Here is a 12039-nt window from a genome sequence, read left to right as displayed (position 1 = left end):
ATGCCGCTGCTACAGCCGATCAACACCGGTAACAGTCACCACGGCTTCGCCGGCTTCATCGGATGCCGCAAGATCGACGGTCGCGGAGATGCCCCAGTCGTGGTCGCCAGCCGGGTCGTCGATGATCTGACGCACCGTCCAGCTCGTGGCGCCCTCAGTCAGGAGCAGCAGCTTCGAGCTGCGGGCATCCGCTCCGGTGAGGATCTCGTCGTGGTCGGCGAAGTAGGCGTCGAGCGCATCGTTCCACCCATCGGCGCCGAATTCGGAGTCAAGCGCGGCCAGGGCATCGACATCTTCGAGCGCGGCCAGCTGCACGCGACGGAACAGCTCATTGCGCACCAGAATTCGGAATGCACGCACGTTGCTTGTGAGTCGCTTCGGAGCAGGCGGCACGATCGGATCGTCATCCGCACGATGCAGATCGACGATGCCGTTATCCGTGCCGGCACGCAACTCTTCCCACTCATCGAGCAGGCTCGAGTCGACCTGGCGCACAAGCTCACCGAGCCACTCAATCAGGTCGCGAAGGTCTTCGTTCTTGAGTTCCTCCGGAATGGTCTGCGACGCCGCACGATAAGCATCCGACAGGTACCTCAGCACCACTCCTTCGGAACGAGCGATCTTGTAGTACGCGACATATTCCCCGAACGACATGGCTCGCTCATACATGTCGCGCACGACAGCTTTTGGATGCAGTTCGAAGTCGCGAATCCACGGCTGCGCGGCACTGTACGTCTCGAACGTCGCACCGAGAAGTTCCTCGAGCGGCTTCGGATACGTGATCTGCTCGAGCAGTTCCATGCGCTCGTCGTACTCGATGCCTTCGCGCTTCATCTCTGCGACGGCATCGCCGCGGGCGAGGAACTCCTGCTGGCTTAGCACCGCACGCGGATCATCGAGGGTCGACTCCACGATCGAGATCATGTCGAGCGCGAATGTCGCGGCATCCGGGTCAAGTAGTTCGAAGGCTGCCAGTGCGAACGGCGACAGCGGTTGGTTCAGCGCAAAGTTCGGTTGCAGATCAACGGTGAGACGAATCTCGCCAGAATCCGATTGCTCGACGATGCCCGACTCACGCAGCGTGCGATAGATGCCGAGGGCGCGGATCGCGAGCTGACGCTGGCGTGATCGCGGTTCATGGTTATCATATACCAGTACGCGCATATTTCCGAACACATCGCCGCCGCGACCGATCACATTGAGCATCATCGCGCTCGTGATCTGCATGTGCGAGGTCAGAGTCTCCGGTTCCGCGTCCACGAGCTTGCGGAACGACGGCTCTCCCCATGACACGAAGCCGTCCGGAGCCTTCTTGCGGATGAGCTTGCGCTTCTTCTTCGGGTCGTCGCCGGCCTTCTTGATCGCGGCGGCGTTCTCGCTCTCGTGCTCCGGAGCCTGGCAAACCACGGTGCCCGCGGTGTCGAACCCGGCGCGACCGGCGCGGCCCGCAATCTGATGGAACTCACGCGCATTCAGCTGACGCATCCGCGTGCCGTCGAACTTCGTCAGCGCCGTCAGCAGCACCGTGCGGATCGGGACGTTGATGCCGACGCCGAGGGTGTCCGTGCCGCAGATCACACGCAGCATCCCGCGCTGGGCGAGCTGTTCGACAAGTCGCCGATATTTCGGCAGCATGCCCGCGTGATGTACACCGATGCCGGCACGCAGGAACTTGGACAGCGTCCGGCCGAATGCCGTGGTGAAGCGGAACTCACCGATTAGCGCTGCGATCTCATCGCGCTGCTCGCGCGTCGCGATCTTCGTGCTCGACAGTGCTTGCGCGCGTTCCATTGCCGCGGCCTGTGAGAAGTGCACGACATAGACCGGCGATTGGCTGGTGTTCAGCAGATCCTCGACGGTCTCGTGGATTGGGGTCAGTTCATAGAAGAAGTGCAGTGGCACCGGGCGCTCGACTCCGGTCACGACCGCAGTCTCGCGGTGCGTGCGACGGGTCAGGTCCTCCGCCAATGCGGTCACATCGCCGAGCGTCGCCGACATCAGCACGAACTGCGCCTGTGGCAGAGTCAGCAGCGGAACCTGCCACGCCCACCCGCGCTCGGGGTCGGCGTAGAAGTGGAACTCGTCCATGACGACCTGTCCGACGTCGGCATCCGGTCCCTGGCGAAGCGCGAGGTTCGCCAGGATCTCGGCCGTGCAGCAGATGATCGGCGCATCCGCGTTCACCGATGAGTCGCCGGTGATCATGCCGACGTTCTCGGGGCCAAAGGTCTCGACGAGAGCGAAGAACTTCTCGCTCACCAGGGCTTTGATCGGAGCGGTGTAGTAGCTGCGGCGTCCGTGGACAAGAGCGGAGAAGTGTGCCCCGATCGCGACGAGCGATTTTCCGGTGCCGGTCGGCGTCGACAGAATCAGGTTGTTCCCTGACACGATCTCGATGACCGCCTCATCCTGCGCCGGGTAGAGCTGGATGCCGGTGGACTCTGCCCATTCGACGAACGCCAGGTAGACGGCATCCGGGTCGACGGCCCCCGTATCGTCGCGCAGGGAGGTCGGATCGAGGTGCGCGGAGGAAGTCATGGTCCTTCGATCATCTCTCACTCAACCGAAGGGCACGCACCCTCGCCGCGCACAACTCCTGAGAAATGCTGCGTGGTGACGATCACATCGGCCGAAACAGCCCGATCCGCGACAGTTTTCAGGAGTTATGAACCAGAAAGACAGTTATGAACCAGAAAGACCGGCTCAGACCTTCTTGACGACGCTCGACTTCAGCAGCATGGGACCGAATCCGTCGACCTTGCAGTCGATGTCGTGGCCGTTGACCGGATCGATGAGGCGGATGCCGCGCACCTTGGTGCCGGCCTTGATCGCCTGCGACCCCTTCACTTTGATGGAGGTGGTCACCACGACCGAGTCGCCATCGGTGAGGACGTTGCCGACGGAGTCCTTCACAACAGCGGCATCGCCAGCAGCGGCGTCAGCGTCAGCATCGGCGGACGCGGCATCGGCCTCAGCAGGAGACCACTCATGTCCGCACATCGGGCAGACGAGCAGCGCGCCCATTTCATAGGCGTGCTCGCTGGAGCACTCGGGGCACAGGGGAAGCGAATCAGCCATGCCGCCATGATACCGCGATATGATGAAATCATCAGACCGCCACGGCCTGATGGTTCCGAAGGAGGGCTCGCCGCATGTTCACCGACCCGAATCGGCCGCTCTATGAGGTGAAAGCCGGGCTCTTTAAGGGCCTCGCACACCCGATCCGGATCCGCATCCTCGAGGTGCTCTCCGCGACGCCCGAGGCCTCGGTTTCCGAGCTCCTCAAAGCCATCGACATCGAGGCTTCACATGTCTCCCAGCACCTGTCCGTGCTGCGCCGCAACCGACTGGTCATCTCGGAACGTCGCGGCAGCCTCGTCTTCTACCGCCTCGCCTACCCGCAGGTGGCGAATCTGCTCCACGTCGCCCGGGCACTGCTAGCCGAGATACTCGAGACCACCCAGGAACAACTGATCGCGCGGGAAGGGCTCCCCGAGATCCTGGTTCGTTCATGAGCCTTCGATCTGCGCTGACGCTGCTGCCGGCGGCATCCGACTATCGCGGACTGCGCCGCAGCTGGAAAGGCGACATCCTCGCGGGGATCACTGTCGGCATCGTCGCGCTACCGCTGGCACTCGCCTTCGGTGTCAGCTCGGGCGCGGGAGCCGCAAGCGGGCTGGTGACCGCGATCATCGCGGGCTTCGTCGCAGCGGTGTTCGGCGGGTCCCACGTGCAGGTGTCCGGGCCGACCGGCGCCATGGTGGTCGTGCTCGCACCGATCCTCGCGCAGCATGGCGCAGGTGCTCTGGCCGCGGTCTGCCTGCTCGCCGGGATCATGGTGCTCCTCGCCGGCGTGCTGCGCCTGGGCCGCACCGTCGGATACATTCCGTGGCCGGTGATCGAGGGCTTCACCCTCGGCATTGCCATCATCATCTTCCTGCAGCAGGTGCCAACCGCGACCGGCACCCCGATCGGTGACAGCACAAATGCCGCGATCGCCGCGTGGCAATCACTGATGATGGTGGGCTGGCCGAAGCTCGGCTGGTCGCTGCTGCTCGTCGTCGTGGTCGTCGTGATCATGCTCGTCGCGCTGAAGATTCATCCGCGCTTTCCCGGTTCCCTGCTCGCGATCGTCGTTGCTTCCCTGATCGGGCTGGCTCTGCCCGTCGACACGATCGGACAGCTGCCGACGGGCTTGCCCGCGCCGACCCTGCCCACACTTGACCCCGCGGTGCTGCTGTCGTTGGCGGGGCCCGCCGCTGCCGTGGCCGCGCTTGCCGCGATCGAGTCGCTGCTCTCCGTACGCGTGGCATCCACGCTCGCCGACACCGGCCACTATGACGCCGACCGTGAGCTGGTCGGGCAGGGACTCGCCTCGCTCGCCGCGGGACTATTCGGCGGGATGCCGGCGACCGGCGCCATCGCCCGCACCGCAGTGAACGTCCGGGCGGGGGCGCGCACGCGGCTCGCGTCGATTGTCCATGCCGTGCTGCTGCTGGCGATAGCCCTGGTCGGAGCATCCGTCGTCTCGCATATTCCGCTCGCAGCTCTCGCCGGTGTGCTGATGGTGACCGCCTGCCGCATGGTCGCGCCGTCGACGGTGCGCACCGTGATGCGCTCGACGCGGGCGGATGCTGTCGTCTTCTGCCTCACCGCCGTGATCACTGTCAGCGTCGATCTCATCTACGCCGTGCTCATCGGCCTCGTCGCGGCCGGCTTCTTCGCGCTTCGTCAGCTCGCGCGCACCAGCGGTGTGTATCGCGAGGAGCTGCCGGGTGCGGCGCAGCCAGGGGATGAGCGCATCGCGGTGTTCCGACTGGAGGGTGCGCTGTTCTTCGGCGCGGCCGAGAAGACCATGGAGCGGGTCAATGAGCTGCGCGATGTCGAGGTCGTCGTGCTGCGGATGTCTCAGCTGCAGGTCCTCGATGCGACCGGCGCGCAGGTGATCACCGAGCTGATCACGTCGCTGGAACGGCGGGGCATCACCGTGCTGGTGAAGGGCATTGCGCCGCAGCATCGTGAGCTCGCCGAGCGCGTGGGCGTGATCGCATCCCTGCGTCACCAGAACCACCTGTTCGAGGATCTCGGCACCGCTGTCGCGCATGCGCGCAGTCACATCGTGCGGGCGGCCTCGGCGGGGTGAGGCTTGGGCCGGGTCTCAGGCCGTCGCCGCGCGCAACGCGATCTCGATCATGTCGCCGAAGGTCTGCTCGCGCTCCTTCGCGGTCGTCTCCTCGCCGGTGATGAGGTGATCCGACACGGTGCAGATGCTCAGCGCCTGACGGTCGTAGTAGGCCGCGAGCGTGTAGAGCCCGCTGGTCTCCATCTCCACGCCCAGCGCGCCGTGCTTCACGAATGGTTCGCTGAGCTCTGGCCGAGTGCTGTAGAACTGGTCGCTCGAGAACAGCAGGCCGACGTGGACGTTCGACGGAATCGACAGCTCCTCGCTCGCCTCCACCGCTGCGCGCAGGAGCGCGAAGTTTGCAACGGGCGCGTAGTCCAGGCCGTTGAATCGCACGCGGTTGATGCCCGAATCGGTGCAGGCGCCATTGGCGATGATGATGTCGCGCACCGCCAGCTTCTCAGTCAGCGCACCGCAGGAGCCGACGCGCACAATCTTCTGCACGTCGTACTCGTTGAACAGCTCATTGGCGTAGATCGCCATCGACGGCTGACCCATGCCGGACCCCTGCACCGAGATGCGATGGCCCTGCCAGGTGCCGGTGAATCCCAGCATCCCTCGGGTCTCCGAATACAGCACGGCATCCTCGAGGAAAGTCTCCGCGATCCACTGCGCCCGCAGCGGGTCTCCGGGGAACAGGACGACGGGGGCGATCTGACCGGGCTCAGCGGCGATGTGGGTGCTCATGTGTCGAGCGTAGTCACCCCGCGTGGGCTCAGTCCTCGACGAGCGCTTCGCGGATGCGGCGCAGATCCTCCATGAGTGAGCCGATGAGAATCCAGTGACCGGATGCCGGCGGCCTCACCCGCAGCGGAGCCGTCAGCGCTTGGATCGCCGATGTCTCGGTCGTCTCTTCCGGCGCGACCTCAGCGAGCTGCACGGCCAGCCGCACGTCGTGGCCGGCGCGCCGCAGCTGCTCGGCAATCGCGCGCACGGTCGGTTCGTCGGCGAGAGTGTCGTCATAGTGGTCGAAGTACGCCCGCGTCATTCCAATCACCTGCGTGACGATCGGTGCCAGCCGGGTGAGTAGGGCGCGCATCTCGGCGAGATCGCCGCGAGCGGCGCGGCGCGGGTTCAGGGTCAGTGATTCCTCGCCGGCGGTGACCGATTCCTCGGCGGCCTCTTTCATCGGACGCAGCAGCCGCGCTTCCAGCATGAGCTCCTGCAGCTGCTGCGGCGTTCGGGCCGTGGGCAGCGCAACGGCCAGCCGATCCAGGCTCGCGGCCAGCTCAGCACCGAGCAGACCGAGGTCACGGCGTGCCGGAGCGGTGAGGACGGGCGGCACGATCAGCGCGTTCACGATGAGCCCGATCGCGACGCCGATCAATGTCTCCAGGATCCGATCGACCGCGTACTGCGGGCTCGAGGACCCGAGCGCCAGCACGAGCATCGCTGAGATGGCAACCTGGTTGCCCACCCCCGGTGTCGCGCGGAAAGCCCAGGCGACGAGCATCGCCACGACGATCGCGAGCAGCACTACCCAGCTCTGCGGGCCCAGCAGCAGGCTGAGCGCTGACGCGATGACAACGCCGACGATGACTCCGAGGCTGCGTTCGATGGCCTTGGTGAATGACTGGTTCACACTCGGCAACACGACCAGCAGGGCGCCGATCGCGGCGAACACGGGCAGTGGTCCCGGCATCAGCCATCCGGCGATCAACCATGCGCCGATCGTCGCCACGGCCGACTTCACGACCTGCAGCAGGGGAGCGCGCTTCGCGCTGCGCACTGTCATCCGCATGAGGCAACGTTAGCGTCGTAATGTCAAAACTCACTCTTGTGAGGTGACCCTAACCTCGTGTTACATTAGGCGAGGCTTACCAAAGTCTCCACGCTTCACGTCACCCGAAACCACCAACCCGAAAGGGAAGCCTGTGCGCATTTCCCGTCCCGTGGGCATCAGCGCAGCAGCTGTTCTGGCCGTCGGCCTCGTAGCCTGCTCGTCGCCCGCCCCCACCAGCACCGACGCATCCGCTGGCTCGAATCCGGCATCCGATGATGCGTTCCCGGTAACGGTCGAGCACATCTACGGCGAGACGACGATCACGCAGAAGCCGGAACGGGTTGCGACCGTCGCCTGGGCGAATCACGAAGTGCCGCTCGCTCTGGGCATCGTCCCGGTCGGTATGAGCAAGGCGACCTGGGGCGACGACAATGACAACGGGGTGCTCCCGTGGGTCGAGGACGAGATGACCGAACTCGGCGTTGACGTCTCGCTGATCGGCGATGAGAAGGCCGAGCAAGCCGGCGACGTTCCCGTGCTGTTCGACGAGACGGACGGCGTCGACTTCGAAGCAGTCGCCGACACGAACCCCGACGTCATTCTGGCCTCATACTCCGGCATCACGCAGGAGGAGTACGACACCCTCTCCAAGATCGCACCGGTCATCGCCTACCCCGAGATCGCCTGGGCGACCTCGGTCGAGGACATGATCACGATGAACTCGACGGCGCTCGGCCTCGCCGAGGCGGGCGACGCTCTGATCGACGAGATCCACGCCGAGACGGATGCTGCGCTTGAGGCCCACCCGGCACTCAAGGACGCAAAGCTCCTGTTCACCTACCTCGACCCGAGCGATCTGAGCCAGGTCGGCTTCTACACCCCCGCTGATACGCGCCCCGGCTTCCTCATGGACCTCGGCCTTCCGGTGCCGGAGGTCCTCGAGAAGAACGCCGACAGCACCGAGTTCTACCTCACACTCAGCGCGGAGGAAGCCGACAAGTTCAACGACGTCGACGTATTCATCTCCTATGGGGATGAGTCGATGATCGCCACGCTCCAGGCCGACCCGCTGCTGTCGAAGATCCCCGCCGTCGCCGAGGGGCGGATTGCGATCCTTCCGGATGCTACGCCGATCGCAGCCTCCGCGAACCCGTCGCCGCTGTCCATCGGCTGGGGGATCGACGACTACTTCGCGATCCTCGAGGCACCGCTGCTGAGCGAGTGACCTCAGTCGCCACGACCATGACGCCGGGTGCCGCAGAACTGCGGCGCCCGGCGCTTGCCCGCATCGTCTGGCTGCTCATCGGTGCGGGCGTCATTGTCGTCCTCAGCATCCTCTCGCTGTCTTTCGGGGTGCGTGCGGTCTCGATCGACGATGTGCTCACCGCCCTCGGCGGACACGACGAGACCATCGCTCACGCGGCGATCATCAAGCGCATCCCGCGCACGGTGCTGGCGATTCTCGTCGGCGCAGCCCTCGCCCTGTCCGGGGCGACCATGCAGGCTGTCACGCGCAATCCCATCGCCGAACCGGGGATTCTCGGTATCTCGAACGGCGCCTCCCTTGCCGTCGTGTTCGGCATCGCCTTCTTCGGACTGTCCAGCGCATCCAGCCAGATGTTCGTCGCGATCGCGGGTGCGGCCGTGGCCGGCGTCTTCGTCTACGCCGTCGGATCATTGGGGCGCGGCGGCGCAACTCCGCTGAAACTCGCCCTGGCGGGGGCTGCGACCTCGGCCGCGCTGGGCGCGCTCATCAGCGCCATCATGCTGCCGCGCGCCGACCTGCTGCAGACGTTCCAGTCCTGGATGATCGGCGGTGTCGGGGGTGCTGAATGGCCCCGGATCGCGGTCATCGCGCCAGCGCTCGGCATCGGCGCGCTCATCTGCTTCGCATGCTCTCGCGGGATGAACTCGCTCGCGCTCGGTGACGACATGGCCGCAGGCCTCGGAGAGAACGTCTTTCGAACGCGGCTCATCTCGGCTCTCGGTGCGGTGATCCTCGCCGGAGCCGCCACCGCGATCGCCGGCCCTATCGGCTTCGTCGGCCTCGTCATCCCGCACCTGTGCCGCCTCCTGATCGGCACGGATCATCGCTGGCTGCTGCCGTTCTCCGCGATCGCAGGCGCGGCGCTGCTGCTCGCAAGTGACATCGTCGGCCGCGTCATCGCCCCCTCCGGAGAAGAGATTCAGGTCGGCATCATCACTGCGGTGATCGGTGCACCCTTCTTCATCTGGATCGTCCGCAGGCAGAAGGTGCGTGAGCTGTGACGGCTGCGATCATCGCCGGTCGCCGCGCGCGCCACCGCCGTCACGCCATCGCGAGCATCGTGCTGGCCGTGCTGCTGCTTGCACTCGCCGCGATCGCGCTCATGGTGGGCAACACTTTCTACACCCCCGGTGAGGTCATCCGAGTGATCCTGGGTGAGACCGTGCCGGGAGCATCCTTCACCGTCGGTGAACTCCGCCTGCCGCGCACCGTGCTCGCCATCCTCGCCGGTTTCGCGTTCGGAATCGCCGGTGTGGCGTTTCAGACGCTGCTGCGCAACCCGCTCGCATCCCCTGACATCATCGGCATCACCGAGGGGGCGAGTGCAGCAGCCGTCGTCGGCATCGTCGTCCTCGGCCTCACCGGCCCGATGGTCTCGGTTCTCGCACTGGCGGGCGCCCTGATCACCGCCCTGGCGATCTACCTGCTTTCGAACAAGGGCGGCTTCGCCGGCATCCGCCTGATTCTGATCGGGATCGGCGTCGCGGCGATGCTGCACAGCGTCGTGTCGTACGTGCTCTCCCGGGCTGCGCAGTGGGACATCCAGACGGCTATGCGCTGGCTTACCGGCAGTCTGAACAATGCGTCCTGGGACGATATCGTCCCGCTCGTCATTGCCAGCGTTGTCGTGCTGCCGTTGCTGTTCAGCCAGGCCCAAGCGCTCGGGATGCTGCAGCTCGGCGACGAGTCGGCCGCAGGCCTCGGCGTGCGGGTGCACGCGACACGGCTGATGTTCATCATCGGCGCTGTCTCGCTGCTGGCTTTCGCGACAGCCGCGACCGGACCGATCGCCTTCGTCGCATTCATGTCCGGACCCATCGCCGCTCGCGTCACCGGACCTGGGGCGAACCTCCTGCTGCCATCCGCATTCGTGGGCGCGGTGCTCGTGCTCGCGGGCGACCTGATCGGTCAGTTCGTCTTCGACGCGCGCTACCCCGTCGGCGTGATCACCGGAATTCTCGGTGCGCCGTACCTGATCTATCTACTCATCCGCACCAACCGTTCGGGAGGCTCGCTGTGACCGAGGCCCACACGCTGTCCGCCGAGGCGGTGACGCTCGCCTATGGTGACCGCACCGTCATCGACGGGCTTGATCTGGCCATCGCTCCGGGAAAGATCACCTCGATCGTCGGATCGAATGGATGCGGCAAGTCGACGCTGCTACGTTCGCTCGCACGTCTGCTGTCGCCGGCATCCGGTCAGGTCGTCCTCGATGGCAAATCCGTGCACTCGCGCCCGACTAAGGAGATCGCACGAGTGCTGGGACTGCTGCCGCAATCGCCGATCGCGCCGGAGGGCATCGCCGTGGCCGACCTGGTGGGCCGTGGCCGGCATCCGCACCAGAAGATGCTCGCGCGGTGGAGCGCACACGACTACGAGGTTGTCGCCGATGCGCTTGCTGTCACCGGCATTACCGATCTTGCCGATCGCAGCGTCGACGAACTCTCCGGTGGTCAGCGCCAACGCGTCTGGATCGCCATGGCTCTCGCACAGGAGACGGACATCCTGCTGCTCGACGAGCCGACCACGTTCCTCGATGTCGCTCACCAGGTCGACGTGCTCGACCTGCTCACGGACCTCAGCGTCTCGCGCGGCACCACCATCGTCATGGTGCTGCACGATCTGAACCTCGCCGCCCGCTACTCCGACGAGCTCGTCGCGATGCGTGACGGCAAGGTGCACGCGCTGGGCGCACCGGATGAAATTCTCACCCACACGCTGGTCGAAGAGGTCTTCGGCATGGCTAATCAGATCACGACCGACCCGGTTTCCGGGAAGCCGATGGTCACACCGATCGGGAGGCATCATGTCCGCTGAAACTCGTACTCGTCCCTCCTATGTCCTCGCCCGCGCCGAGGTGCGAGCTGTTGAGCGGGTGTCGCCGAGCTTCGTACGCATCACCTTCGGCGGTTCGGAACTTGCCGAATTCGGCACGCCCGGAGATGTGTATGACGCGCGGATCAAGCTGGTTTTCCCGCCGGCATCCGGAATTCTGCCGCCGGTCGCGCGCGACACCGACGACTGGTGGGGTGCGTATCTCGCCGTCCCGGAGGAGGAGCGCGGCTCGATGCGCACCTATTCGGTGCGTGATTTGCGAGTGATGGATGCCAGCACCGAGGTCGTCGTCGACTTCGTGCTGCACCTGGAACCGGGGCTGACCGGGCCCGCGTCGCTGTGGGCGAGCTGCGCCGAAGTCGGTGATGAGCTGCTGATCGTCGGGCCGCGGCGTGGGCGGGAGGACCGCAACGGTATCGAATATGCGCCGGGCGGTGCATCCTCCGTGATGTTGGTCGGGGACGAGACGGCTGCCCCGGCGATCGCGCGGATCCTCGAGGATGCTCCGCGCGATCTGCGTGGAATCGCGTTCATCGAGGTTCCGGCGGCAGCAGACCAGCTGACGATCAATGCACCCGCCGGAGTCGACGTGCACTGGCTGCCACGCGGTGATGCGGCGCATGGGCTGCGGGTCATCCCGACCGTGCTGGACTATCTGGGAGACACCGGCCACGCCGAGATCGTCGTGCAGGATGCTGAGGGCGAAGACCTGGTGTGGGAAACGCCGATCTACTCGGGCAGCGGCGAGGACGTTGCGCCCACTGCTTCGGGCGACAACAGGTACTTCTGGATTGCGGGGGAGAGCGGCGTCGTCACGACGCTGCGCCGCCACCTCGTGAAGGAGCTCGGCATCGACCGCGCACAGGTGGCCTTCATGGGCTACTGGCGCCGCGGCGTCGCCATGCGCGGCTAGCCCGCGCGCACCGCCGCGCCCCGGCGTACCCACCACCCACCACCCACCTGTTCCGGTCGCACTTGGTGCTGCTATTCCGCGGTTTTAGCAACATCAATTGCGACCGGAACGGGGGATGA

Annotated in this window: 11 protein-coding genes; 7 read left to right on the top strand and 4 right to left on the bottom strand. The window is 65.6% G+C overall.

Annotated features, from left to right (window positions below; genetic code table 11):
- Positions 1 to 9 precede the first annotated feature (9 nt).
- Positions 10 to 2538, bottom strand: coding sequence for a DEAD/DEAH box helicase (locus ACW5CM_RS13170; RefSeq protein ID WP_457125258.1), 2529 nt, complete (start codon positions 2536 to 2538; stop codon positions 10 to 12).
- Positions 2539 to 2703: 165 nt separating this feature from the next.
- Positions 2704 to 3078, bottom strand: coding sequence for a zinc ribbon domain-containing protein YjdM (locus ACW5CM_RS13165; protein ID WP_457125257.1), 375 nt, complete (start codon positions 3076 to 3078; stop codon positions 2704 to 2706).
- 74 nt (positions 3079 to 3152) lie between these two features.
- On the opposite strand from ACW5CM_RS13165, the gene ACW5CM_RS13160 reads away from it, so the two are divergent.
- Together ACW5CM_RS13160 and ACW5CM_RS13155 are read left to right on the top strand one after the other, a co-directional pair.
- The gene (locus ACW5CM_RS13160; RefSeq protein WP_439256401.1) at positions 3153 to 3515 is read left to right on the top strand and encodes an ArsR/SmtB family transcription factor; all 363 of its coding nucleotides are present in this window, start codon (positions 3153 to 3155) and stop codon (positions 3513 to 3515) included.
- Complete coding sequence (locus tag ACW5CM_RS13155) at positions 3512 to 5143, top strand: SulP family inorganic anion transporter (RefSeq protein ID WP_457125256.1); 1632 nt, start codon at positions 3512 to 3514, stop codon at positions 5141 to 5143. Before ACW5CM_RS13160 ends, ACW5CM_RS13155 begins: the two co-directional genes overlap by 4 nt.
- Before the next feature lie 15 nt (positions 5144 to 5158).
- On the opposite strand, the gene deoD is transcribed toward ACW5CM_RS13155, so the two are convergent.
- Together deoD and ACW5CM_RS13145 are read right to left on the bottom strand one after the other, a co-directional pair.
- The gene (deoD, locus tag ACW5CM_RS13150) at positions 5159 to 5869 is read right to left on the bottom strand and encodes a purine-nucleoside phosphorylase (protein WP_457125255.1); all 711 of its coding nucleotides are present in this window, start codon (positions 5867 to 5869) and stop codon (positions 5159 to 5161) included.
- Between the two features lie 28 nt (positions 5870 to 5897).
- Complete coding sequence (locus ACW5CM_RS13145; protein WP_457125254.1) at positions 5898 to 6923, bottom strand: FUSC family protein; 1026 nt, start codon at positions 6921 to 6923, stop codon at positions 5898 to 5900.
- A gap of 133 nt (positions 6924 to 7056) precedes the next feature.
- Here ACW5CM_RS13145 and ACW5CM_RS13140 point away from each other — a divergent pair, with 133 nt between their 5' ends.
- From ACW5CM_RS13140 to ACW5CM_RS13120, 5 genes are read left to right on the top strand one after another with little or no spacing between them, the layout of a single operon-like run.
- Positions 7057 to 8130 (top strand): iron-siderophore ABC transporter substrate-binding protein, encoded by a 1074-nt coding sequence (locus tag ACW5CM_RS13140; RefSeq protein ID WP_439256404.1) that lies wholly within the window; start codon positions 7057 to 7059, stop codon positions 8128 to 8130.
- 17 nt (positions 8131 to 8147) lie between these two features.
- Positions 8148 to 9173, top strand: a complete 1026-nt coding sequence (locus ACW5CM_RS13135; protein WP_457125348.1) for a FecCD family ABC transporter permease — start codon at positions 8148 to 8150, stop codon at positions 9171 to 9173.
- Entirely contained in the window at positions 9170 to 10192 is a 1023-nt protein-coding gene (locus ACW5CM_RS13130) for a FecCD family ABC transporter permease (RefSeq protein ID WP_457125253.1), read from the top strand. The genes ACW5CM_RS13135 and ACW5CM_RS13130 overlap by 4 nt, the downstream gene beginning before the upstream one ends.
- Complete coding sequence (locus tag ACW5CM_RS13125; protein ID WP_438252714.1) at positions 10189 to 10989, top strand: ABC transporter ATP-binding protein; 801 nt, start codon at positions 10189 to 10191, stop codon at positions 10987 to 10989. Before ACW5CM_RS13130 ends, ACW5CM_RS13125 begins: the two co-directional genes overlap by 4 nt.
- A complete protein-coding gene (locus ACW5CM_RS13120) occupies positions 10979 to 11920 on the top strand; it encodes a siderophore-interacting protein (RefSeq protein ID WP_457125252.1) in 942 nt (313 codons plus the stop codon). Before ACW5CM_RS13125 ends, ACW5CM_RS13120 begins: the two co-directional genes overlap by 11 nt.
- The last annotated feature ends 119 nt before the right edge of the window (positions 11921 to 12039 follow it).

The organism is Microbacterium wangyouchuni (genome assembly GCF_054072595.1).
The sequence above is the reverse complement of the archived record's forward strand: the minus strand, read 5'-3'. Positions and strand labels throughout refer to the sequence as shown.